The sequence below is a fragment of the Epilithonimonas sp. genome (assembly GCF_036780765.1).
Taxonomy (GTDB): Bacteria; Bacteroidota; Bacteroidia; order Flavobacteriales; family Weeksellaceae; genus Epilithonimonas.
Genome location: NZ_DAIQCG010000001.1, coordinates 606,726 through 631,886, shown reverse-complemented (window position 1 = coordinate 631,886; position 25,161 = coordinate 606,726). Strand labels below are relative to the sequence as shown.

Below are 25,161 nucleotides of genomic sequence, written 5' to 3'. Positions count from 1 at the left end.
CAGAGCATCTGGTTTACACCCAGAGGGTCGGGGGTTCGAATCCCTCAGGGCCCACAAAAAGGAAACAACCTTTTCAAAAAAAATTAAGGGCTCTTAGCTCAGTTGGTTCAGAGCATCTGGTTTACACCCAGAGGGTCGGGGGTTCGAATCCCTCAGGGCCCACCCTTCAAAAGAAAATCTCAGAGAAATCTGAGATTTTTTTGTTTCTAAACTATTTCATTTTTCAACTTTGATTTTAAATATTTAGCTTTTAAAATTTTGTTAATTTTTTGCTTTCAATTTAACATAATGTTAAATTTCATATAAAAAGTTAATCAATGGTTTAATATTTAATTTTTGGAAAGATTTTTGATAAGTACAGCAAATAAAATTGTTGTAACCCTTTTATGGTATAAAACTCTTTTAATTACTAATCCCCTCAAAAGGAAACCTATGAAAAGATATTATGCAGTGTTAATTCCCTTTTACACTATTTTTCTATTATATATGATGTTTTACGGCTGTGGCCGTCATCCAGAATTTGGATTCTTACAACTCAATCCGCTTCAGAGCATCTCTTACTTTTTACGATACAATAACTTTTTCTCAGAAACGTTTATGGTTAATATCGTAGGAAACATATTGGTGTTTATCCCGTTTGGTGGACTTGGTTTATTAATTAGAAAACTTAATAATTTGCCGTTGCTGTTCTGCTTGTTTGTATGTGGAATTTCTGTGATAGAACTTTTGCAATACTATACAGCTAGAGGAACAGCCGATATCGATGATGTTTTCTTGAACACTTTCGGAATGCTGATTGGATATTTCGCTTTACAGGTGGCAAAATGGCTGAATATATCTGATATTAGACTACACTTAAACTACGAAAAAGCTCTTACGGCTTAGTCATATAATTAATCAGTTGACCCAATTTATAAAAATCAAGAGCTTTTAGTGAGGCATTTCCTCCTAAAAGCTTTTTTTGTAGGTAAGGTTTCGATAATTTATAAATCAACCTATATAGAAAAATACCGCCAGTTTTTTTCAAACGAGAATAAGCTTTTGCGAGCTTTATTTTAGAGATTCTTTCGACATCTTTATCGCTTTTAATAAGCTGTGAGAGACTTTTTGCAGATTGATCGGCTTTTGCAAGAAAAACTTCATTGGTCTCTACGTCATTATTGAAAACCGGATTATCAATATGGTCAATAAAAACTTTATTTTTGAAAAGATCTTTCGCAAAAATCAAATCTTCGTAACCATACTGCGTAATTGTTTCATTGAAGGGATTATTTTCTAAAACTGATTTTCTAACGATAAAGTTATTAGTCTGAAAATCAAGATAAGGCGATTTTAAACGTTGTTTTAAAGGCAGATTTTCCCTTTCTACTGCGAACCTCCATCTAAGTCCATATTCTGCCGAAGGTTTTACGTCATTTACTTTTCTGCCACCAAAAACTATATCTGGATTTTTAGTATTAATAAAATCGATGTAATTTTTAAGGAAAGTATGACTAATAATTTTTCCATCACAATCCAGAAAAAGTAAATATTCTGAATGAGAATAATTAAGAAATAGATTTCGGATTTTTGAACGTCCAATGTTTTTATCGAGAAAAACAAATTGACTGACAGTCTCTTCTAAATTTTTATTTTTATTAATGAATTCAGTATTAGAAGCATCATCGATTAAGATAATTTCAGCATCTAACTTATTGGAAATAATCTGGTTTTGAAGGTCATTCACCAAATCATTAACGTCAAAATTATAAACAGGAATACAAATACTCAGTTTCATACTTTGTCTATAATTTTCTGAATATCTAATTCTTCCAAACAAGCATAATCCCCTCGAAAGCATTCTTTATCACCAAAAACAGAACACGGTCTGCAAGATAAATCTTTAACATGAACAATGTCATCCTCGCTTTGTCCATAACCTAAAAAACCTGCATAATGATGCGTTGAACCCCAAACGGAGATACATCTGGTTCCCATCAAACTTGCTAAATGCATGTTTGCGGAATCCATAGAAATCATCAGTTCAAGTTCTGATATTTTTTGCAATTCTTCCTTAAGCGTCAGCTTACCTGATAAACTTTTAGTATTAGGAATTTGTTTTTCCCAATTGGTGAGAATTTCGTTTTCCTCTTTTCCACCACCAAAAAAATGAACTTTGTGAGTTCTTGCAAGAATTCTCGCCAGTTCAAAAGATTTTTCTTTAGGCATCATTTTACCTTTGTGTTGGGCAAAAGGTGCAAATCCAATATCTTTTTTATTATCAGATTGATTTCTTAACTGATGGGATAATTCGACATCAAATCCCATTTTCCTAAAAACATCTGCATAACGTTCAACCGTTCTTTTCAAAGGAAATTTATCAAGATTCCAAATATCCGTCAGTCTCTCTTTTTCCTCTTTTCCTTTATCAATTTGAAAAATTTTGTAGCCATGTCTGAAGAAAATAGAATTTATCATTTTCGTTCTAATCACGTCGTGAAGATCAGCTACATAATCAGGATTGAAATGCTTGATTAATTGTTTTGTCAGTTTTCTGATTCCAAAAACTCCTTTATAATCATCGAAATTTATTCCGTGGAATTTCAATCTCGAATGCTTGTCGAAAAGATCTTTGAAGTTATCTCTGCTGACGAACACAATTTCAACATCGGGATTCTGTTCCAGAAACTCCACGCAGACAGGGACTGTCATCGCCACATCTCCGAATGCAGAAAAACGATATGCCAAAATTCTCTTCACCTACTTCTTTAGTTGGAACGCCACTGCGTAAAATTTGATTTGTTTCGTCATTGCCATCAAGCCATTTGCTCTGGACGGCGACAAAAATTCTTGCAACCCGATTTCCGAGATAAAATCAAAATCAGAATCCAAAATCTCTTGTGTAGAATGTCCACTATAGATTCTTACCAAAAGTGAAACAATTCCCTTTGGCAAAATGCCATCAGAATCTGCATTGAAAAACAATTTTCCATCTGTAAATTCTGCATCAATCCAAACTTTGGACTGGCAACCTCGGATTAGATTTTCATCTGTTTTTTTGTCCTCAGGAAGTCCTTTTAATTCTTTTCCGAGGTCTATGATATATTCATACTTCTGCTCCCAATCGTCCAGAAAGGCGAATTCTTCTATTAATTCTTGTTGTTTTTCTTTGATTGTCATTCAGAATTGATTTGAATTAAAATTAAATTATTTTACCGATTGAGCAATATTAGCAATCACTTTAACAGCAGCCAACATACTTTCCAAAGGTACAAACTCGTACGGTCCGTGGAAGTTATGTCCACCTGCGAAAATATTTGGACAAGGCAATCCCATATAAGATAATTGCGCGCCGTCCGTTCCGCCTCTAATCGCTTTGATTTTCGGTTCGATTCCGGAATCTTTCATTGCTTGTTCTGCAATATCTACGATATGCATCTTGCCTTCGAATTGCTTTTTCATATTAAGATATTGCTGCTTGATTTCTATCTCAGCAGTTTTCTCACCATATTTCTTGTTGATTTCTTCAACTTTATCAGCAATCAGTTTTTTTCTATCTTCAAACTTTTGATCATCATGGTCACGGATGATGTATTGAAGTTTAGCTTCTGACACATCACCTTCGAAATCTGTCAAATGGAAAAATCCTTCAAAACCTCTCGTAGTTGCCGGCGTTTCATTGGCTGGAAGTGAATTGATAAATTCTGAAGCTACCAAACCTGCATTCAGCATTTTCCCGAAAGAATAACCTGGATGTACAGACAATCCGTGGATTTTTATAATTGCGCCTGCTGCATTGAAGTTTTCATATTCCAATTCTCCAATTTCTCCACCATCCATTGTATACGCCCACTCTGCTCCAAATTTTTCTACATCGAAATGATGTGCGCCTCTTCCAATCTCTTCATCTGGATTGAAGCCTATAGAAATTCTTCCGTGTTTAATTTGCGGATTTGCTAATAGAAATTCTGCAGCGGTTACGATTTCTGCAACGCCGGCTTTATCATCAGCGCTCAACAATGTTGTTCCGTCTGTTGTGATAATGGTTTGTCCAATATATTTCTTTAAAGATTCAAATTTGGTTGATGACAAAGTGAATCCTGTTTCTTTGTTCAGTAACAAGTCTTCGCCGTCATAGTTTTCCCAAATCTGAGGATTCACGTTTTCGCCATTGAAATCCGGTGACGAATCGTAATGCGCAATGAATCCGACTTGTGGAACTTTCTCTTCTTTATTAGAAGGAATGAATCCAAAAACGTAACCTTTCTCATCAATACTGACATCTTCCAATCCTAAATCCTGCAATTCTTTGTATAGATAATTGGCGATATCCCATTGCCTTTCTGTAGAAGGTGTAGTCTCACTTTCTGCGTCGCTGGTTGAAAATATCTTGATGTATGTGATGAATCTGTTAAGGAGTTTTTCTCTCCAAATACCGTCTAATTGGATGTTTTCCATATAATTTGCTATATCTCCGCAAAGTTATATATTTATGCAGTGAACGACAAATAATATCTGATGATTGATATGTTGTGAATTATCAAAGTATTGAATGTTTTTGTGCGCGAGCGAAGCGAGCGCCGATGACTATTATTGAAACGTCGAATCATAGCAGCCCGACTTGAGTGGAGCTCTTTTTCTTTTTTAATAAAAAAGAAAAAAGCGGGAACGGAAAGCGGATAAAGCTGCCCAAATAATTATAAAAATCGATACAAATGTTCTTAACCGAATGCCCGCGAGACGCTATGCAAGGCTGGGGAGAAATGATTCCCACGCAACAGAAAATAGATTACATCAACCTATTGATGGAAGTGCGTTTTGATGTCTTGGATTGTGGTAGCTTTGTGAATCCGAAAACGATGCCTCAAATGGCTGATTCCGGAATTGTGGTGGATGAAATTGACAAATCACTTTCCAACACAAAACTTTCCGTAGTGGTAGCCAATATTCGTGGTGCTGAAAAAGCTTTGAGCCACGAGCAAGTTGATATTCTAGGTTTTCCTTTTTCAATTTCTGAAACATTCCAGCATAGAAATACGAACAAAAGCCGTGAAGAAGCTTTCACAGAAGTGGTAAATATCTTAGAACTTACAAAATCTGAAGGTAGACAATTAAACCTCTATTTCTCGATGGCTTTTGGAAATCCTTACGGTGAAAGTTGGAAATGGGAGGATGTGGACTTTTGGGCAAAACGTTTTGAGGAAATTGGAATCAAAGATGTTCTTTTATCTGACACAACTGGTGTTGGCGATGTGGAAAGAATTTCACTCTTGTTTAATAAAATTCCCGCTAAATATCCGAGCATTAATTTTGGAGCGCATTTTCATAATCGATATGAGGATTCTTACATCAAACTGAAAGCGGCTTATGACGAAGGCTGCAGAAGATTTGACAGCGCGATAAAGGGAATTGGCGGCTGTCCAATGGCGAAGGATGAATTGGTTGGAAATATGCCTACTGAAAAGGTTTTTACATTTATGTCATCTGAAAAAATCGATATTCATCAGAATCTTCTTCATTTTGAAAGTGCCTATAATATGGCGAAAGATATTTTTCATTTTTAATTTGAAATCACCAATATAAATTTTATCATATTTTAATAATTATTCATATTTGAAATTCGGGATTTCAAAAAAATAGCGTAAATTTATTACAGAAAAAACAATTAAAAACTAGCAGTTATGACTTCAAAAACGACTTATGTAGGTGAGAATAGGATAGATTCTATACACGAAAGCTCTGGAGATATTTTCACTTCATATATTCCTACCAATGATTTTAGCGTACGAGAACATTTTTCTCCAACAGATATTTTTGCAACGGCTTTGGCGCAAAGTGTTTTTGCACACCTAGTTATATTGGCAAAAGACAGACATATTGATATCACTGGCGCGACTTGTGATTTGAAAAAGACAATGTATTTTGAACCTAGAAGAATTGGAGAGCTTTTCTGCGTTTTCAAATTTCCCCATTCTTACACTTTGGAAGAACAAGAATTTTTAGAAAATGCGGTGAGAAATAGTCCGGTTTATCTAAGTCTTAATGATGATATCAAAAAAATTTTTCTTTTCGAATATAAAGACTAAAATAAAAAATCCTGCTAAATGCAGGATTTTATTTTTATAACATTCCAAGTTCGAACTTAGCTTCTTCACTCATCATTTCTTTGGTCCAAGTCGGCTCAAATGTGAGTTCGATTTTTGCAGATTTTACACCTTCTACACCTCTTACTTTGTCTTCTACTTCTACTGGAAGTGTTTCTGCTACTGGGCAATTTGGAGACGTTAACGTCATTATTACTAAAACTTCTCCTTCGTCGGAAATCTGAACATCATAAACCAATCCTAATTCGTAGATATCAACCGGAATTTCGGGGTCAAATACTGTTTTTAGTTCCTTGATTATTTCTTCACCAATATCAGCTATTTGGTCGTCTGTATATTTCATTTTTAATCTAATCTTTTTAGTACATCTTCTTGACGCATACGCCTGAAAACATTTGCCAAAGTTAAGACATCTTTTTCACAATAATGAATGATTCTGTCTATATCGCCGTCTTTGTAGTATATATCGGCAACCATACTTCCATCGATATCGTCTTTTGGTGTAGGAATTCCGAAGATATGAGCCAATAATTCCAACGAAACATAACTTTTCCAATCTCCGAATTTCCAAAGTTCCATTGTATCGATATGCGGAATTTCCCAAGGCTTTTTTCCAAACATCTGAAACGGAATCGGTGGTTGAATTCCATTAATCAAAAGTCGTCTTGCGATGTAAGGAAAATCAAATTCTTTTCCGTTGTGCGCACAAAGAATAATATTATTAAGACGAGGGCTATTGAACAATTCACAAAATGCAATTAATAAATCTCTTTCATCTCCGGAAAAGGTTTTGATTTTTAGCTTTCCCGTATTATTATCAATCATTCCAACAGAGATGCAGATTATCATTCCGAATTCAGCCATAATTCCCGCTCGTTGCTCGTAAAAATCAGATGCTTCTATTTCATCTTTTCTTTGAGATTTGGTTTTTTTATCCCAAAGATATTGGGTGGTAGAATCGAGATTGTTCCAAGTATCAATTTGAGGAACGGTTTCAATATCAAGAAAAAGGATATTTTCGATAGGAATCTTTTGAATCATTTGTTTTTAGTTTCTTTAAAATTAATAAAAAAACCCAACATTTCTGCTGGGTTTTATATTTTCTATTCTAAAATTAATTAGAAAGGATATTCGTAAATCTCTGACTCGTGGAAGAAAGGGTTTCCAGTAGGCATCAATTTTAGTTTTGATAAAGCTGTCATTACTGTGAAAGTAAACAATCCAATCACAAAAACAAATGAACCTAAAACCAATAATGCATTTGAAGCATTGTTCCAGTATGGACCAACTGTTCCCGGCATTACCATATTGAAGTAATCTACAGCGTGTCCAATAATTACAACACAAGCCATAAATGTAACCACTTTGTAATTTCTCTTGATACTACTACTTACTAAAACTAATAGTGGAGCAAGGAAATTGATAATCAACATTGGTAAGAATGTCGGTGCATAATATTCGAATCTACCAAAGAAATAGTTAACTTCTTCAGGAACGTTCGCATACCAATAAAGCATAAACTGACAGAACCAAAGGTAAGACCATAACATACTTGTAGCAAACAAGAATTTTCCAAGATCGTGAAGGTGGTTATTGTTGAATTGAGGATAAACTCCTTTTTTCTTAAGGTAAACACAAATGATAATCATTACAGCTATAGAAGTTGATAGACAACTAACCATTGAATACCAAATATAAAGTGTAGAATACCAGTGAGGATCAATAGACATCAACCAATCCCAAGCCCAAGCTGCTGAAGCAAACCCGAAGAAAGCAATGTAACCAACGCTCCAGCTATATAAACTAGCGTAGATTTTTCTGTTTCCTTTGTTCTCATCAACTTGTTTAGAAACACTTTTCAATTTCCAAACGAAGAAAGATGCTCCAACAACATAGATTATTGTTCTTATTGCATAGAAAGGAATATTAAGAAATCTTTTCTTTTCAAATAATATAACATCAAACTCAGGTGAATTTGGGTCTGTTAAATTTGGATCCATCCAATGGAAAAGGTGACCTTGGTGTGTGATATTCAAAAGCATTATGATTATTAATAACGCTCCTCCGTAAGGAATGAATGAAGCAATAGCTTCCATTACTCTTGTTACAATAATAGACCAACCTGCGTGTGCTGCGTGTTGGATACTGTAAAAGAACAATGCACAACAGCTAATTCCAAAAGCAAATACTGCGAAAGTGTGAATTGCTGCCAAAGGCTGATTATGAATCTGATGCTTTGCGTGCTCCAAATGAGCATTGTGATCCTGTGGACCAACTAACTCACTAGAATGTGTAGGTGCCTCATGACCTTTTGAATGAACAGACTCCATCCAATGAGAGATTGCAGTATCATCCAATCCGTGGTTAAGTGCATAACCAATACCGAATAAAACAACTCCTACAACAATGAGTATAATTGAATATAATCTTAATTTAGGTGAAAAACTATACATTTTCTTCTTTTTTTATTTAGCATTGGTTTTAGCTTCAGCTGCTGCAGGAGCAGTAGAAGTTTTCTCTGTTGTAGCTGGAGCGGCTGCTACCGGTGCTGCAGTTGGCGCTTTAAAAGTATTATAAACGTATAAAGCTACTCTCCATCTATCTCCCACATTAAGTTGTCCTGCGTAAGATCCCATTGCATTTCTACCATTAGTCAAAACATAATGAACAGATCCTATTGTGATATCTCTATCAGCATAATTTGGAACTCCAGAGTAAGCACCGCTTTGAACAATCGGTCCTTGTCCATCACCACCAGTCCCGTGACAAGCAGAACAAGTATGATCAAACAATACTTTTCCTCTTGCCAAATCTTTCTCAAGATTTTTAGGATCCAAAGGAGAAGTTGTAATCAATCTTGATGCATCATATCCAGCATTATATTCATCTACATTTTTAGGTAGAGTCTCTTCAGATACAATTCCATCTTTATTTTGAGAAACAGAACCTTCTACTGGAGAAAGACCTGTAGCTCCGTTACGAGAAACAAAAGCAGGAATTTCATTTTCGTGATCAGAGTATGCATCCTTAGCTTTCATCAATGGATCGTAAGCTACCGGAAAATACATATCTGGAAAATATACCAAAGGTGGATTATCTTTTGGACCGCAAGAATTCAGTAAAACAGTTGTTAAACCAAAGATTGCTGTCATTTTTAATATACTATTCTTCATCTTAGGCATCTTTAACAGTTATTTCTTCAACACCTGTATCAATTAACAGTTGTTTAATTGTTTCAACATCATCAGACACAAACTCCATCATAAATTTGTCATCCGTAGTTCTTGGATCTGGATTCTGAGGTTTTGCACCTGGATACATTTTGTTTCTTACCAAGAAAGTCAATGACATCAAGTGAGCAGAACAGAATACCATCAATTCAAACATCGGGTCTACAAAAGCTCCCATGTTATGAAACCAGTCAAATGATGGTTTACCTCCAATATTCTGTGGCCAGTCGTGATTCATGATCCACGCGGTCAATGTGATCCCGATAGTAACACCATAACAAGCGTAAATAAATGCAGCATCAGAGATTCTTGTCTTTCTAAGTCCAAGTGCTTTGTCCAATCCGTGTACAGGGAATGGTGTATAAACTTCGTTTATCTTGATCCCTTTATCATTGAAGGCTTTAACGCCGTGCATCAAATCATCGTCGTCGCCGTAAAGTCCATATATAATCTTAGTGGTGCTCATCTCCTTCTTTTGCTTTATAAGTTTCACCGGAAATTTTCAAAATACTCTTCAATTCGGCCTGTGCAATTACAGGGAATGTTCTCGCATATAAAAGGAATAATACAGAGAAGAATCCAATTGTTCCAAGATATACACCAACGTCAATAACAGTTGGTTTAAACATCGTCCATGATGATGGTAAATAATCTCTGGACAAGTTGATAACGATAATATCAAAACGTTCAAACCACATACCGATGTTTATAATCAATGCAATGATCAAAGTCCAGAAAATATTAGTTCTTACTTTCTTGAACCAGAATGCTGCAGGAACAACCAAGTTACAGATAATCAATGCCCAGAATGCCCACCAATAAGGACCAACAGCTGCTCCAGGAGAAAGGTATGTAAAATCTTCAAATCTTGATCCTGAATACCAGCCTATGAAATATTCTGTTGCATAAGCTACAGTTACCATACCACCTGTTACTACGATTACGATATTCATAATCTCGATGTGATACATGGTGATATAATCTTCTAGGTGACAAACTTTTCTTGCAACCAACAAAAGGGTCTGTACCATTGCAAATCCTGAGAAAATCGCACCTGCTACGAAATATGGAGGATAGATAGTGGAGTGCCAACCTTTGATTACCGATGTGGCAAAGTCAAAGGATACGGTGGTGTGTACCGAGAATACAAGCGGCGTTGCCAGACCTGCCAAAACCAAAGATAACTCTTCAAATCTTTGCCAGTGTTTTGCTTTTCCGCCCCAGCCGAAAGCCAGGATTGTATAAATCTTTTTATTGAATGGTGTTTTTGCTCGGTCTCTGATCATTGCAAAGTCAGGAATCAGTCCCATAAACCAGAATACTACTGATACAGAGAAATAAGTCGAGATTGCAAATACGTCCCAAAGAAGTGGCGAGTTAAAGTTAACCCAAAGAGAACCAAACTGGTTTGGTAAAGGGAAAACCCAATATCCAACCCAAACTCTACCCATGTGGATTACCGGGAAGATAGCCGCCTGACATACTGCGAAAATGGTCATCGCTTCTGCAGAACGGTTTACAGACATTCTCCATCTCTGTCTAAATAATAATAGTACGGCAGAAATCAATGTTCCGGCGTGACCGATACCTACCCACCATACAAAATTGGTAATATCCCAACCCCAGTTGATGGTTCTGTTAAGTCCCCAGGCACCGATCCCGGTTCCGATGGTGTAAGCAATACAACCAAATCCGTAAACGAACAGTACCAAGGCAGCATACAAAGATGCCCACCATAATTTGCCTGCACGTTCTTCGATAGGTCTTGCGATATCTTCTGTAATATCGTGATAAGTCTTATGACCAATAATTAAAGGTTCCCTTATCGGAGCTTCGTAATGTCCTGACATTTTTTACCTATTTATTATTTAAACTTTCTTTTCTGTTTCTGATTTTTGTATGGTAGAATACATTTGGTTTTGTACCAATTTCTTCTAACAAAACATATTTTCTGTTACTGCTGAACAAGCTGCGAACTTCCGAGTTGACGTCATTCATATCTCCAAACTTCAAAGCACCAGTTGAACAAGCATTGGCACAAGCCGTTTGGAATTCTCCATCCTGAACTTTTCTGCCGTCTTTCTTAGCTTCCAGGATAACATTCTGTGTCATTTGGATACACATAGAACATTTTTCCATTACCCCTCTTGTTCTTGTAACAACATCTGGGTTAAGAACCATTCTTCCAAGGTCATTATTCATATTGAAATCAAACTTGTCATTCAATGCATAATTGAACCAGTTGAATCTTCTTACTTTATAAGGACAATTGTTTGCACAATATCTAGTACCAATACATCTGTTGTAAGCCATTTGGTTTTGACCTTGCTTACCGTGAGATGTTGCAGCAACCGGACAAACAGTCTCACAAGGAGCGTGGTTACAGTGCTGACACATTACCGGTTGGAAGATTACATCCGGATTCTCAGCAGCATTTTCCAATGCTCCTTCAATTCCTAGAAGGCTACTTCCGTAAAGTTCTGGCACAGCCATTCCTTCTTTAAGACCTTCGTAAACTTCAACTTTTTGTTCTGTAGAATAGTAACGGTCAATTCTTAACCAGTACATATCTCTGGACATTCTCACTTCATCTTTCCCAACTACAGCAACGTTGTTTTCAGCCTGACAAGCGATAACACAAGCACCACAACCAGTACAAGAGTTAAGGTCAACTGATAAGTTGAAGTGAGGACCATCTGTATCATCAAAAGAATCCCAAAGATCAACTTTTCCAATTGGAAGTTCACCTCCAATGGTGTGCATTGCCAAAGGTTTGTTCCACTCATCTACTGGTTTGTTGATGAAATCCTCCAAAGTAACTTCTTTAGCAATTTCATAACGACCCATCAAAGTATTCTGAAGCTGCATTCCTGCAAACTCGTGTCCGTCTCCGGATTTCTCTATTTTAACGTTGGTAAGAACCGTATTGTAACCATCGAACAATGGATAAGCATTAACTCCAGTCTCTGCTACTTTACCAGAATCTTTCTTACCATAACCAAGAGCTAGTCCAAGAGAACCGTCTGCCTGACCTGGTTGGATAAACACTGGTACGTCTTTCAAAGTAAAGCCATTAACAGTAACGTTAACTGTATCTCCATCCAACTGCATTCTTGCATTAAGACTGTTTTCCAATCCTAGGCTTTCTGCATCTTTTGGCGAAATAGTAAGATAATTATCCCAAGACAGTCTTGAGATTGGATCCGGAAGCTCCATCAACCAAGGGTTGTTAGATTGTGTTCCGTCACCAATAGAAGGTTTAGTATAAAGCTGTAATTCTAATTGAGCTGGTTTGAAAGCTGATAATTCAGCAACAGCTTGAGCTGCGTTTCCACCAGTGTAAGCTAATCCTGTAGAAAGTCCACCTTCAGTAAAACCATTATAAAGTGTTTTATTGAAAGTTTTACCAGCGTTAAGTGTTAAAGCATTAGCCTTAAGATAATCGTAGTAATTGTTAGCTGGACTATTTTTTCCATTAACCCAAACCAATAGAGATTCTTCAATCTGTCTGGATTTGTAAATCTTTTGGATAGTTGGTTGCATCAAAGAGTAAGCACCAGTCTCAGGAGTAATATCTCCCCAAGATTCTAACCAGTGTGCGTAAGGAATAACGGCTTTAGAAGCTTTGTAGATATCGTTTTTCTTATCCGTAATTGCAACAGAATAAGGAACTTTTTTGATAGCATCTTCTAAAAGTTTTCCTTTTGCATGAGAATAGATTGGGTTAATATTGTTAGTAACAAGAACACCAACTTGTCCACCATTCAACCAAGAAACAAATTCATTGAATCTTGCATTGTCATATTCTTTAAGGAAATTAGCTTTACCTGTGAAAGCTTTAGATCCTAATTTTTGATTGATTAAATGAGCTAAAACATAAGCTGCTTTTGAACCATCTGCCAAAACAACTGCTTTGTCTCCTTTTGCCTGAAGTTCTTTAACAATTTCAGAAGCTACTTTATCAGAAGTTCCTCCATTCAATCCGTTATAAACCTCTACTAAAGTTTTGAAAACTCCACTTGGCTTCAATCTATATCTTGAATCTGAGTTAGCACCAGTCAAACTAAGGTTTGATTCAACCTGGATGTGTCTCAACATATCAGGACCTGGTTTTCTAGCTGCAGCATAAGAAACTTCTAAGCTAGAAGCGTTATAATCTCCTAAGAAATCTGCATTGAAAGAAACAACTAACTGAGACGTGCTAAGGTCGTAAACCGGTAATGCTCTTTGTCCGAAAACTTCCTGAGCTGCGTCTAATGCAGCGGCGTAAGGAATTGCATCGTAAGTTACTAATTCAGCAGAAGGATATTTAGCTTTGAAATCTCCAAACAATTTTTTGAAAGTTGGACTTGGGAAAGAGTGAGATAATACTACAATCTTTTTTCCACCAGCCTGAGATTCTGCTAAACCTTTTAGGATAAAATCATCAACTTTATTGAAATCTTCTTGCTCATCTCCATTCAAAGCGGGTTTTTTCACTTTATCATTATCATAAAGAGAAAGAACACTTGCCTGAGCTCTTGCATTAGTAGTTCCAAGAGAACCTGCAGCAGGATTAGGATCAATTCTGATTGGACGACCTTCTCTTGTTTTAACTAAAACGCTAGAAAAATCAAAACCATCAAAATATGAAGACGCATAAAAATTAGGAATTCCCGGAATAATATCGTGTGGCTTAACCACATAAGGAATTGTTTTGATAACCGGAGCTTCACAAGCCGCCAAAGTTACAGCAGCTGTAGAGAATCCTAACAACTTAAGAAAATCTCTACGAGACGTTCCTTCTTTATTAGAATCATCTAAGAATTCTTCAACCGGAATTTCATTCTGGAACTCTTTAGCAGCCAACTTTCCATTCAAAGTTGGATCTTTTAGTTCGTGAATACTTCTGAATTGTATTTTATTTGAAGCCATTTATACTTCTAATTTTGTTATTAATAATGACATTTACCACACTCAAGACCTCCAATTGCATCTACAGTGATCTTGCTTCCTTCACCATATTGTTTTTTCAACTTATCATGCAGATTTTTGAAGTATTCTTTATTATAACCGTTGTTCATATCTACTTCTGTAGTTCTGTGACAATCGATACACCAACCCATTGTGAAGTTGTTAGCCATCTGAACCACGTTCATTGTATCTATTTTTCCGTGACAAGCTTTACAAACAACATCAATCTTGTTAGCAGCATCTTTTTGTTTAGCGTTGAAGCTATTGATAATTGCCTGCTCGCCAGCTACAACGTGCTGAGAGTGATTGAAATATACGAAGTCTGGCATATTGTGAATTCTTGTCCACTCTACCGGTTCTGTTTTACCAGTATAAGCTTGTTTAGACTCATCCCAACCTACGTGTGCATAAAGCGTTTTGATTTGACTTGTGTAGAATTCTCTGTCTTTTCCTGGCTCGATGTATTTACCTTTATACTCAGAAATAGATCTGTGACAGTTCATACAAACGTTAAGAGAAGGTATCTCGGAAACTTTACCATACTTGGCACTTGAGTGACAAAGCTGACAGTCGATTTTATTTTCTCCAGCGTGGATCTTGTGAGAGAAGTAAATTGGTTGTTCAGGAGCATACCCTTTATAAACACCAACCCACATCAACCAGTTCCAAACACCGTAAGCAGCGAATAACGCCAACAAAGCAACGATGCCTTTTCCTACATAACTGTACTTCTCATATAAAGCAGAGAAAGAAACAACTCTTGTAGAATTAAGTTCTGATAATTCTGGAGATTGTTGAATTTTTACTAATTGACGAATTTTAAGCAACAACCAGAATAATAATCCCGCGATAGCGATCAAAGCCGCAATCATAATTTTAGAATCCAACTGTTGAGCTTTTGCAGCTTCGATAGATGCAGTAGTATCTACTGTTGCTGCGCCATCAGCTTCTGCTACTGGCTCTTCTTTTGGAGGATTGGTGGTATATTCTAAGATATCATCGATATCCTGATCAGAAAGTTTCCCTTCGAATACCTGCATCGCAACTTTTCCATTTTCTTCATAGATTTTGTTTGCGTATGCATCACCAGATGCTCTAAGCTTCTCATTATTGCTGATCCACTTATGAAGCCAGTCAACATCCTGACCGTCTTTTTTAACTTTTTCAACAACACCGCCAAGTGCAGGTCCTACAATTTTTTTGTCCAATGCGTGACAAGCAGTACAGTTTGCTTTGAAAAGCTCCTGTCCTTTTTTAGGATCACCTTGTGCATAAACGGAAGCGCCGGTTGATAACAATAGACCAATTGCTATCAGACCCTTTTTGTAATGCTTTCTCCAACTAATCATTTATATAATCTTGGGTTAGTAAAATTTATTGAGTTTACATTCAATTCCGCAAAAATAGCACTTTAACAAAAATTAAGACGACCTTATCGGATGGTTTTTGTCAAATCTAATTAATTTGTAAACGTTCTAAATAACAGAGTTTGCGTTTCATTCAATTTATTTTAAATTTGTAAAAAATAATTTTTAAATGAACCATCTGTTTAAGCTTTTCATCTTTTCAGCACTATTTTGTTTTTACCAAATTGATGCTCAATATGTTGTAAAAAAAGATACTTTATCGGGAACTGAACTTTCTTTCTCTCTAGACGAGCGTGTAAATGATGCTTTGGAAAAGATTGAGGACAAATGTGACCGTAATGCAAGTGCTCCTGTAAAAGCCCCAACAAAAGTTCTTGTTGCTAGCAGAGAACTTACAAATGCTGAAATTTGCAGAAAGAATCCAAAAATTATGGGTTTCAAAATTCAGGTAGTGATTGTAAAGAGTAACGATGAAGCTAGAAAAATTGCTACAGAATTCAGAGGTAACTTCAGAAATCTAAAAGTAGAAACCGATGCTTCCCTTAGACCTAACTATAAAATATTGGCCGGAAGTTACTTCTCTAAACAAAGTGCTTCAGACGATTTGAGGAACGTCTCGAAGTTGTATCCTTCGGCAAGAGTCATTCCCTACGCTGTCTTTTGTGTAGAAGCTAAATAAAAAAATAATTATTATAATCAAAAACAAAAACGCCTTCAGAATTCTGAAGGCGTTTTTTATCTGTAGTAAGTTTCCAAAAATTGGTAAAACTCTGTCAATCGATAATAATTATTAATTCCAAGATAGATTGTCATGATTAAAAGCAATCCGTAAAATAAACTTAAAGTAAGGCTTTTGTCCCGATAACTATAAAATAACCAACCTATCAAAAGTGGATAAACAAACACGAAATGTCCGCCGTAAATATAGGACGTATGCAGCCCGAATTTCAAAACGCAATGAACTAAAATATCAAATAAGAATGTCATTACAAGAATCCAGATCAGTTTGTTTCTGTAATTCTTGAAAACACTCCAAATCATTAATAATAAAATCAATCCGATAAAAAAATAAGGAATCACTGATGTGTAAACATCCATAAACAAAGCCTTATATTCAAAACCTTTTTTGTTGTGATAATCTCTGATAACCAAACTTGGAAACAAAATATTCCCGCCAAAAAACCAAGAGTAAATCATATCCCAAAGTGGCGTCACTTTTGGCTGAGAGAATTTATCATATTGCTCTTCGGTTTTGTTGAGGAAATTTTGGAAATTAAAATTCAGCCTCAACATAAAAAGGAATACAAAAACAACAACCGAAGTTGCAATTTTCGCGACAGCCATCCCGAGTTTTTTCCAGTTCCAGAAGATTTTCTTTTCAAACAGAAACGGAATATAAACTTTGACAATATTCGTAATCGTTAATCCACCGATAAAAACAGAACCAAAAATAGTTGCTCCAAACGAAATCGGCTTATCTTCCTGAATTTTCTTCGCAGAATAATAATAGAAAATCGAAAGAAACAGTAATGTATAAGTATAAGTTTCCGGCGTGAAACTCAACAAAATATTCGTCACAAACAATCCGTAAAATGCTAAAATTAATAAGCTGATTTTTATTGGAAGCTGGATAATATTATTCAGATACTTGAAGATTTGAACATTGGCAAGAGAAATTACAACGGTTGAAAATAATGATAAAATCAACCTAAAAACCGAATCATACCGATTTCCAGAAATCCATAATGCAAAATCCCTGATGCAATCGAAAAAATAATTGGACAAAGGATGTCTCTCAAAACCGCCACCAGTCTGAACTATCGCTCGGTTATCAAAACTGAAATAACCATCCCAGGGGATTCTGTCATCATAAACGATTCGGAAATCCTCTGCAATAAACCAGGCATTGGCTCCGTAAAGAATGATGAAGAAAAGAAAAATCAGTAATTCTGTTTTATTTGACGGAAAGACGATTTTCAAAAAGGATAAAATTTTGTTCAATAGTTTCAAACTCAAATATTTTCTGCAAAAATAATGTTTAAACTTAAATCTCGAAATCAATTTTACGAACTACAAGACAATTGACTACAACCTGTTTGATTATCATATTTCGATGGTCTCCTTTGATTGAACTCCGGAAAGCGGTTTTCATAAGGATTTTGTAAAGCTTCTTTCAGTTTGAAAAACATTTTGTAATCGCCATTTTCCGCATCTTGAATAGCTTCGAATAACAAATAATTTCTTAGAATGAATTTCGGATTTGTTTTAGACATTAGTTCCAAAGATTCTGTCTCTGAGATTTCATTTTTGAGCTTTCTTTCCTGATATTTTTCGATAAAAATTGACAGTCTTTTCAATTCATTTTCATTCAGGGTTCTGTAAAAAGAATTAGAAAAATCATCGGTTTTAATTTCTGAAATTGATTTTTCAAGGCTTTGGAAAAATAAAGTGTAATCCAAATTCAAATCCTGCATCAGCTGTTGCCATTCTGTGAAGAATTTTTCATCTTCTGCCAAAACCTCATCGAAACCAAATTTATCGGCTAACATTTTGTCGTGTTCTGTCCAGAATCGTTTTGCGTAATCGTCCAGAATTTTTTCCATAATTTCAGAATCGTTAATCAAAGGAAAAATGGCGTTGGCTAAAGCTGCTAAATTCCAATGAGAAATTTGTCCTTGTTTTCCAAAAGCATATCGTTTTCCCGGCAGATCCGTGGTGTTTGGCGTGAATTCCAGATCATAACCATCCATCATAGAAAATGGCCCATAATCTATCGTCAAGCCAAGAATCGACATATTGTCGGTATTCATCACACCGTGAACAAAACCAACGCGGTACCAATCGATTATCATCTTCAAAGTTCTGTAGCAAATTGCTTGAAACCATTCAATGTATTTATTTGGATTATTCTCTGTATTAATTTCCGAATAAAAATTTTCAATAGTATAGTCAGCTAATTGTTTTAATAAATCAGTTTGGTTTCTTGCGGACAATAATTCAAAATGTCCAAAACGAAGAAAAGATTCAGCCGTTCTTACAACAACTGCACCTTGCTCTTTTTGTGGATTTCCAGAATATTGGATATCCCGAATCACATCTTCCCCAGTTTTGGAAAGACTCAAAGCTCTGGTTGTAGGAACGCCAAGATGGAACATCGCTTCACTCATCAGATATTCCCTTATCGAGGAACGCAAAACCGCTCTTCCATCTGCGTGTCTGGAATATGGTGTTGCGCCTGCTCCTTTCCATTGGATTTCTGTTTGATGATTTCCGTTAATGATTTCGCCTGCATAGATTGCTCTTCCATCACCCAATTGTCCTGCCCAATTTCCAAACTGATGTCCGGCATAAGCCGTTGCGTATGATTTTATATTATCTGGAAGATTTTGCGCTGCTAAAAAGTCTTCATTATTTTCTAATTTTCCCAAACCAATTTCTGTCGACAACTCTTCATTAAAATCAATTAATTCAGTTTGATTAAAACAGGCAGGCTCAACAGAAGAAAACAATACATCAGGTGTTTGTCTCTGCATTAGATTTCCAGAGACATCTCCTGGAAATTTCTGAGTGAATTTTTGGGTAATACTTTTTATATTCATGTATCAAAAATCCCGCAATGCTGCGGGATTTATTTATTTGTTAAAATCAATATCTTCTCCTGAGTTCAAAGCCTCATTAGAATTATCTTCTTTTTTCACTGGTTTGTCAGGAACTTCTTTTACAGGATTTTTTAGTTCGTCGATGGTCTGTAATCCACCATCATCACCATACCCGTTTCTTAGATTATTGAGATCTGAACAACTTCCAGTCCAATTGGTTGGTTTGATAAATTTATCTTCCGGCAGAATATTCAAAGCTTTATCTGCGAACACTTTCTTCATATAAATAGCCCAAATCGGAAGTCCCATTTTTGCGCCTTGTCCTTCACCTGTGCTCCAGAAGTGTGTTGCTCTGTCTTCCCAGCCAACCCAAACATCGGTTGCCAATTTAGGAACAATTCCGACAAACCATCCATCTGAGTTTTTCTGTGTTGTACCTGTTTTACCCGCTATTTCTACACTGGCAGGGATCCCTCTTCTTCTCAATTCTCCAGAAGCCGTTCCAAATTCTGTTACACCTTTCATCAAATCGATCATAGTGTAGGCATACATCTCATTCATTACTTCTTTCACTACTGGTTTCACCTCTTTTATTACTCTTCCGTTGGCATCTTCTATCCTCCAAATCATTTCTGGCTTTGTGTAGTTTCCAAAATTGGCAAAAGTACTGAACGCGCCTAACATTTCATAAATCGTAATATCAGAAGTACCTAAAGCCATTGGCAAATGCTTATCAATAGGGCTGGTAACTCCCAAATCTCTTGCTAATTGGATGACATTTTCCGTTCCAGACATTTCAGCTAATCGAATTGCTACTGGGTTTAAAGATTTTGCAATACCTTCTTTCATCGTAACACTTCCTCCGCCACCTTTCACATACCAACTTCCTTTGGCATAGGGCGCATTGGAAATCGTTGAGCAAGGAGTCATTCCTAAATGCATAATTGCAGTTGCATATACAAATGGTTTGAAAGTAGATCCTACCTGTCTTTTACCTTGCTTTACGTGGTCATACTGGAAATGTTGCCAGTTGATACCCCCAACCCAAGCTTTGATATCTCCAGTTGCTGGTTCCATAGACATCAATCCGGCTTGTGCAATCTGTTTGTGATAACGGATAGAATCCCAAGGTGACATTTCTACTTCTTCCTCTCCTTGCCAAGTAAATCTGGTCATTTTTGTAGGCTCGTGGAAATCCATCATAATCGAATCTTCCGACATTCCTTCAGCTTTTAATTGTTTGTAACGTCCTGTTCTTTTAACTGCGGACATCATCAGATCATTAATCTGAGTTTTGGAAAGATTATAATAAGGACGATTGGGGTTACGTCTCATTTCATTATCAAAGTTTCTTTGAAGATCAGTCAAATGTTCTTTGATGGCTTCTTCTGCATATCTTTGCATTCTGGAATCCAAAGTCACATAGATTTTCAATCCATTCTTATAAAGATTCAGTTCTTTGCCTGTTTCTTTTTCATAAGATTCTAAATATTGCTGAATCTCTTTTCTCAAGTAGAATTTGTAATAAGAAGAATAACCTTCTTCCACTGTTTTGATTTCGTGGAAATCCACAACGATCGGTGTTGCTACAGCTTGATCATAAGTAGATTGATCTATGTAACCAGTTTCTAACATTTGCTTCAAAACAACATCTCTTCTGGTTTTTGCTCTTTCAGGGTTTCTGTACGGGTTATTTCTTCTCGGCGCTTCCAACATTGCTACAAAAGTCGCAGCTTCTGGCAATGTCAACTGATTAACAGATTTGTTGAAATAAACTCTGGAAGCCATTTCAATTCCTTTTGCATTGAAAAGGAAATCCATTTTGTTGAAGTATAAAGCAACAATTTCTTCCTTCGTATAACGTTTTTCAAGACTTACTGCAACGCACCATTCTTTCAGTTTTTGGAACGCTCTTTCTATTTTGTTCTGAGACGCATTTCCTGTAAACAATAATTTTGCTAACTGTTGTGTAATGGTAGAACCTCCACCTCTTTCTCCACCAAATCTTACAGCTCTAATAATTGATTTCAAATCAATACCAGAATGTTCCTTAAAACGCTCATCTTCTTTAGCTTGCAGAGCATAAACCAAATATGGAGGCAACTGTTTATAAGTTACTGGCTTAGTTTTTTCTTTCTCGAATTTCCCTAACAAAACGTTATCGGAAGAATAAATTTCCGAAGCAACATAAATATCAGGATTTTCCAACTCTTTTACATCTGGCATATCTCCGACGAAACCTTGAGAAACGGCGAAGAATAAACCAGAAATACCCAGCACAACAGCTAAAAATCCTATCCAAATGAACTTGATCCATTTTCGGATTTCCGATTTAGCTTTTCTCTTATCTGGCAGAGGGAAAGTTTTATTTTCAGCTTTTTTATTTTCCATTAATAAATTATGGCTTTAAGTTTTGAATTTTAATACCTAAATCTTCTATTCCCGGTAAGATATTTTTCCTCATTGCCTGTACAACTTTCACAGAATAATTACCGTTTTGAGGGAATTTGTAATTAAGCTTATATTGAAATAATGTTTCCTTTGTATCTCCAAATCCCGTTCCCAACCACTCTCCATTTGGTTTTGCCAAAACATAGTTGAGTGTATCTGTAGCAATTGCTTTTTTATTGTTTTCAACAGTCGCAATCAACCTAAGATTACTGTAAGGATAATCATTATTATTACGAACTACAAAAGTGATATTTTTCTGATTCTGAGCATCAGTTACATCAAAATCAAACTGTTGAACTTTCTTTTTATCCCATTGGTTACCAACATCATTTACCAACACTTTATCATCTCCGTTCTGGCAAGAAAAAAGTGAGATCAATAGAACAAAAGCAAAAAGTGATCTAAGCATTCCCTTCATTTTTAGGAGGTGTTTTCTTTTTCGGTTTTTTGAACGGTTTTTTGTGCGTTTTATTTTCCTGAGCTTGATTATTATCTGTCGCCTGAACACTTGGAGTCACCGATTTGTTTTCTACCGGCTTTTGTCCTTTCTGGCGATTTCTATTATGATTTTGCTTCGGATTTTTATTTTCTGAAACTTGCTGATTATCAACTGCTTTAATTTTTGGAGTAGCAGATTTGTTCTCTCCAGGTTTTTGTTCATTAGAACGATTTCTGTTTTCCTGCTGACGAGGATTTCTATTATCCTGTGATTTCGCAGGTCTGTTATCAACTTGTCTCGGGTTTCTATCTCTGTTGCTCTGACCGCTTCTTGGTTTTTTGAATTTCTTCTCAAAACGATCAACACTATTTTCCTGAATCAAATCCGAAGTTACCAAAGGATTTTCAACAACTTTCAGATCTTCCAAAGCAGGTGCTTTTTCACCATTTTTATTAATGGCAATCAACTTCTTCACTTCATAAATATCCAAATCATACCAAGCCATAGAATTCTCTACATAGGCAAACCACATTTTCTTTTTGAAAACATCGATTTTGATACAAAAAGCTCTTCCTTTCTCGGTATTCAGAACTGTGCTCGATGATGGAAAATCTCTAAGAACATCCAGATAACTATCCAGTTCGTAATTCAGACAACATTTCAGTTTACCACATTGTCCAGCTAATTTTTGAGGATTGATACTCAGTTGCTGATATCTTGCCGCATTGGTATTAACAGAACGGAAATCGGTCAGCCAAGATGAACAGCACAATTCTCTTCCACAAGAACCAATTCCACCGACTTTTGCAGACTCTTGACGGAATCCAATCTGCTTCATATCAATCTTCGTGCGGAAATTGGAAGCATATTCTTTTATCAACTGGCGGAAATCAATCCTGTTGTCCGCTGTATAATAAAAAGTGACCTTGGAGCCGTCTCCTTGGTACTCTACATCTGTAATTTTCATTTCAAGATTGAGTCCGTAAGCTATTTTACGGGCATCAATCTTGATGTTATTTTCTTTTTTTCTAAGATCTTGCCATGTTTCAATATCTTTTTGATTGGCAAGTCTATAAATTTTAAGGGCGTGCTCTTCTGGAACATTCTTCTTTTTCATTTGGATTTTAACCAATTCTCCAGCAAGACTTACTACACCTATATCGTGACCCGGACTAGATTCTACAGCAATGATACTACCAATATGCAAGGGCAGGTTGTTGACGTTTTTATAATATAATTTACGATCGTTTTTAAAACGAACTTCCACATATTCAGAACTTTTAGATTTTGAAGGATCAATATCAGAAAGCCAGTCAAAAACACTTAATTTATAACTATTCCCGCAGGTATCTACACTACTACACCCATTAGCGGACTTTGTGCCGCAAGAATGGGAAGAATCGCCGGATGTTTTACATCCACAACTCATATTTTATTTTTTATGTCTGATTGCAAAGTTAATATAATTTTTATTTAAGCTTAACGATAATATCTTTTAAAAATATTTTTTTATTAAATTTAAGTTAATACTGAATTAATATTAACAATTAATCAAAAAAAATAGCTTATTGTTAATATTTAATCAAATTCAATATTAGTAATTTATTATGATTTGCACTGTATTGTTTAAAGTTAAACTAAATTAAAAAAAAACAACAAAAACAATATAATTTCCTAATATTCAGAAACATAAAACAAAACTCAACTTAAACAATTATTCTACGAATAGCAATGTTTAACATTTTTTATGTTTTTTTTCGATTGTTATTAAAATAATTATAAATTTGGAACATTAATAATAATTATATGAAACGAATTTTAATATCAATGGCATTAGCAGCCGGAGTTATGACCTACGCTGGAGGTTTCCGAGTATCTCTACAAGGTGTTAAACAGCTGGCGATGGCTCACACTAGTGCTCACGCAGAGGATGCAAGTGTTGCATTCTTCAACCCAGCAGGGATTTCTTTCATTCCTTCAAAACTAAGTGTGGTAGCAGGAGGTTTTGGAGTATCAAATCAGATAACATATCAAAACACAAGTACGCTGCAGCAAACCGAAACAGACAATCCGCTGGGTACGCCAATTTATGCCGCAATAGCATATAAGGTTTTGGACAATCTTTCTTTAGGTTTTAGTTTCTCTACACCTTTTGGAAGCACTATCGAATGGCCAAGCGATTGGGAAGGTAAAGAAATCGTTCAGAAACTGGAACTGAAAAGTTATTTCTTCCAACCAATGATTTCAGTTAAACTGGCACCTTGGGCATCTTTTGGAGCAAGTTACATCTACGCCAAAGGAAAAGTGGACTGGACAAAAGCTCTGACTCAATACGGCGGACAGCTCAATCTTTTAGATGACAGCGCTACAGGACATGGTTTCGGTTTTGGTTTCTATTTCCAGCCAAATAACAATTTGGATGTCAGCGTAGCATACAGATCACCAGTGGATATGAAGGCAAAAGAAGGTAAGGCAACTTTTACGGTGCCATCTTCTCTGCTATCTAATTTTAATAGTGGTTCGGACAATTTCAAGGCTACACTTCCTCTTGTGGACGAATACACGATTGGTGTTACATACAAAGTTACACCTAAATGGTTAATTTCTGCGGACTATAATTACCACGGTTGGGAAAGATACAGCAAGTTGACACTTGACTTCAGTACAGTTGCAGCAGGAAATCAGCCAAATGATCCAACCGTCTCCGTATCACCTAAAAACTTTAAGAATACATCCAGTGTGCGTATCGGAACACAGTATGCGTTTAACGATATGATTTTTGGTAGATTGGGTTGGTACTATGATCAGTCACCTTATGCAGACAAAGATTTTATCCCTGAAACACCTTCTTTTGACAATTATGTTATAACAGGTGGTGTAGGATTTAAGTTCAACAAACTTGGAGTAGATCTTTCCGGAGCGTATGCAATGCCAAAGAGCAGAACATTTAACAATCCCAACCTGAATTTTTCGGGGCAGGCAAAGGCTGATGTATTCTATTTTGGTCTTGGATTATCTTATAACGCATTCTAATATTTG

At 36.0% G+C, this 25,161-nt stretch carries 22 protein-coding genes and 2 tRNA genes (1 of these 24 cut by a window edge); 7 read left to right on the top strand and 17 right to left on the bottom strand.

Annotated features, from left to right (window positions below):
* The 3 genes from V7P73_RS03000 to V7P73_RS02990 all read left to right on the top strand — a co-directional run.
* Positions 1 to 54: transfer RNA gene (locus V7P73_RS03000), tRNA-Val, on the top strand; it begins 121 nt to the left of the window's first position.
* A 33-nt stretch (positions 55 to 87) separates the two neighbouring features.
* A tRNA-Val gene (locus tag V7P73_RS02995) sits at positions 88 to 162 on the top strand.
* A 270-nt stretch (positions 163 to 432) separates the two neighbouring features.
* The gene (locus V7P73_RS02990) at positions 433 to 885 is read left to right on the top strand and encodes a VanZ family protein (RefSeq protein WP_333851354.1); all 453 of its coding nucleotides are present in this window, start codon (positions 433 to 435) and stop codon (positions 883 to 885) included.
* On the opposite strand, the gene V7P73_RS02985 is transcribed toward V7P73_RS02990, so the two are convergent.
* The 4 genes from V7P73_RS02985 to pepT are packed head-to-tail and all read right to left on the bottom strand — an operon-like array spanning position 875 to position 4,437.
* Positions 875 to 1,777 (bottom strand): glycosyltransferase family 2 protein, encoded by a 903-nt coding sequence (locus V7P73_RS02985; RefSeq protein ID WP_333851353.1) that lies wholly within the window; start codon positions 1,775 to 1,777, stop codon positions 875 to 877. The genes V7P73_RS02990 and V7P73_RS02985 overlap by 11 nt on opposite strands.
* Complete coding sequence (locus V7P73_RS02980) at positions 1,774 to 2,739, bottom strand: glycosyltransferase family 9 protein (RefSeq protein WP_333851351.1); 966 nt, start codon at positions 2,737 to 2,739, stop codon at positions 1,774 to 1,776. Before V7P73_RS02980 ends, V7P73_RS02985 begins: the two co-directional genes overlap by 4 nt.
* A complete protein-coding gene (locus V7P73_RS02975) occupies positions 2,740 to 3,159 on the bottom strand; it encodes a SufE family protein (protein WP_124801015.1) in 420 nt (139 codons plus the stop codon).
* Between the two features lie 27 nt (positions 3,160 to 3,186).
* Entirely contained in the window at positions 3,187 to 4,437 is a 1,251-nt protein-coding gene (pepT, locus tag V7P73_RS02970; protein WP_333851349.1) for a peptidase T, read from the bottom strand.
* A gap of 257 nt (positions 4,438 to 4,694) precedes the next feature.
* On the opposite strand from pepT, the gene V7P73_RS02965 reads away from it, so the two are divergent.
* Complete coding sequence (locus V7P73_RS02965; protein WP_333851348.1) at positions 4,695 to 5,543, top strand: hydroxymethylglutaryl-CoA lyase; 849 nt, start codon at positions 4,695 to 4,697, stop codon at positions 5,541 to 5,543.
* Between the two features lie 117 nt (positions 5,544 to 5,660).
* Positions 5,661 to 6,065 carry an OsmC family protein gene (locus V7P73_RS02960; protein ID WP_333851346.1) on the top strand — a complete coding sequence of 135 codons (405 nt, stop codon included), beginning with the start codon at positions 5,661 to 5,663 and terminating at the stop codon, positions 6,063 to 6,065.
* 34 nt (positions 6,066 to 6,099) lie between these two features.
* Here the strand turns inward: V7P73_RS02960 and V7P73_RS02955 are convergent, their stop codons facing one another.
* The 8 genes from V7P73_RS02955 to V7P73_RS02920 form a co-directional block, all read right to left on the bottom strand.
* Entirely contained in the window at positions 6,100 to 6,426 is a 327-nt protein-coding gene (locus V7P73_RS02955; protein WP_027383088.1) for an SUF system Fe-S cluster assembly protein, read from the bottom strand.
* A gap of 2 nt (positions 6,427 to 6,428) precedes the next feature.
* Positions 6,429 to 7,124, bottom strand: coding sequence for a 3'-5' exonuclease (locus V7P73_RS02950; RefSeq protein ID WP_333851343.1), 696 nt, complete (start codon positions 7,122 to 7,124; stop codon positions 6,429 to 6,431).
* Between the two features lie 77 nt (positions 7,125 to 7,201).
* Positions 7,202 to 8,536: a quinol:cytochrome C oxidoreductase gene (locus V7P73_RS02945; RefSeq protein ID WP_333851341.1), complete on the bottom strand. Its 1,335-nt coding sequence runs from the start codon at positions 8,534 to 8,536 to the stop codon at positions 7,202 to 7,204.
* Between the two features lie 12 nt (positions 8,537 to 8,548).
* A complete protein-coding gene (locus V7P73_RS02940) occupies positions 8,549 to 9,265 on the bottom strand; it encodes a c-type cytochrome (protein ID WP_333851339.1) in 717 nt (238 codons plus the stop codon).
* Complete coding sequence (locus tag V7P73_RS02935) at positions 9,258 to 9,779, bottom strand: DUF3341 domain-containing protein (RefSeq protein WP_312419818.1); 522 nt, start codon at positions 9,777 to 9,779, stop codon at positions 9,258 to 9,260. Before V7P73_RS02935 ends, V7P73_RS02940 begins: the two co-directional genes overlap by 8 nt.
* Entirely contained in the window at positions 9,766 to 11,163 is a 1,398-nt protein-coding gene (nrfD, locus tag V7P73_RS02930; RefSeq protein ID WP_333851338.1) for an NrfD/PsrC family molybdoenzyme membrane anchor subunit, read from the bottom strand. Before nrfD ends, V7P73_RS02935 begins: the two co-directional genes overlap by 14 nt.
* Positions 11,164 to 11,170: 7 nt before the next feature.
* On the bottom strand, positions 11,171 to 14,227 hold the full coding sequence (locus V7P73_RS02925; protein WP_333851337.1) for a TAT-variant-translocated molybdopterin oxidoreductase: 3,057 nt from the start codon (positions 14,225 to 14,227) through the stop codon (positions 11,171 to 11,173).
* A 20-nt stretch (positions 14,228 to 14,247) separates the two neighbouring features.
* A complete protein-coding gene (locus V7P73_RS02920) occupies positions 14,248 to 15,615 on the bottom strand; it encodes a c-type cytochrome (protein WP_333851336.1) in 1,368 nt (455 codons plus the stop codon).
* Positions 15,616 to 15,802: 187 nt separating this feature from the next.
* Here V7P73_RS02920 and V7P73_RS02915 point away from each other — a divergent pair, with 187 nt between their 5' ends.
* A complete protein-coding gene (locus tag V7P73_RS02915; RefSeq protein WP_333851335.1) occupies positions 15,803 to 16,312 on the top strand; it encodes an SPOR domain-containing protein in 510 nt (169 codons plus the stop codon).
* A gap of 56 nt (positions 16,313 to 16,368) precedes the next feature.
* Here the strand turns inward: V7P73_RS02915 and V7P73_RS02910 are convergent, their stop codons facing one another.
* The 5 genes from V7P73_RS02910 to ricT all read right to left on the bottom strand — a co-directional run bounded on the left by V7P73_RS02910 (position 16,369) and on the right by ricT (position 23,551).
* Positions 16,369 to 17,613, bottom strand: a complete 1,245-nt coding sequence (locus tag V7P73_RS02910; RefSeq protein ID WP_333851333.1) for a DUF6080 domain-containing protein — start codon at positions 17,611 to 17,613, stop codon at positions 16,369 to 16,371.
* Between the two features lie 83 nt (positions 17,614 to 17,696).
* Positions 17,697 to 19,232, bottom strand: coding sequence for a protein adenylyltransferase SelO (locus tag V7P73_RS02905; RefSeq protein WP_333851332.1), 1,536 nt, complete (start codon positions 19,230 to 19,232; stop codon positions 17,697 to 17,699).
* 33 nt (positions 19,233 to 19,265) lie between these two features.
* Positions 19,266 to 21,623 (bottom strand): penicillin-binding protein 1A, encoded by a 2,358-nt coding sequence (locus tag V7P73_RS02900; protein ID WP_333851329.1) that lies wholly within the window; start codon positions 21,621 to 21,623, stop codon positions 19,266 to 19,268.
* A 7-nt stretch (positions 21,624 to 21,630) separates the two neighbouring features.
* On the bottom strand, positions 21,631 to 22,092 hold the full coding sequence (locus tag V7P73_RS02895; protein WP_333851328.1) for a gliding motility lipoprotein GldH: 462 nt from the start codon (positions 22,090 to 22,092) through the stop codon (positions 21,631 to 21,633).
* Positions 22,085 to 23,551 (bottom strand): PSP1 domain-containing protein, encoded by a 1,467-nt coding sequence (gene ricT / locus V7P73_RS02890; protein WP_333851326.1) that lies wholly within the window; start codon positions 23,549 to 23,551, stop codon positions 22,085 to 22,087. The genes V7P73_RS02895 and ricT overlap by 8 nt, the downstream gene beginning before the upstream one ends.
* Before the next feature lie 377 nt (positions 23,552 to 23,928).
* Between ricT and V7P73_RS02885 the strand changes: the two genes are divergently transcribed.
* Positions 23,929 to 25,155: an OmpP1/FadL family transporter gene (locus tag V7P73_RS02885; RefSeq protein ID WP_333851324.1), complete on the top strand. Its 1,227-nt coding sequence runs from the start codon at positions 23,929 to 23,931 to the stop codon at positions 25,153 to 25,155.
* The last annotated feature ends 6 nt before the right edge of the window (positions 25,156 to 25,161 follow it).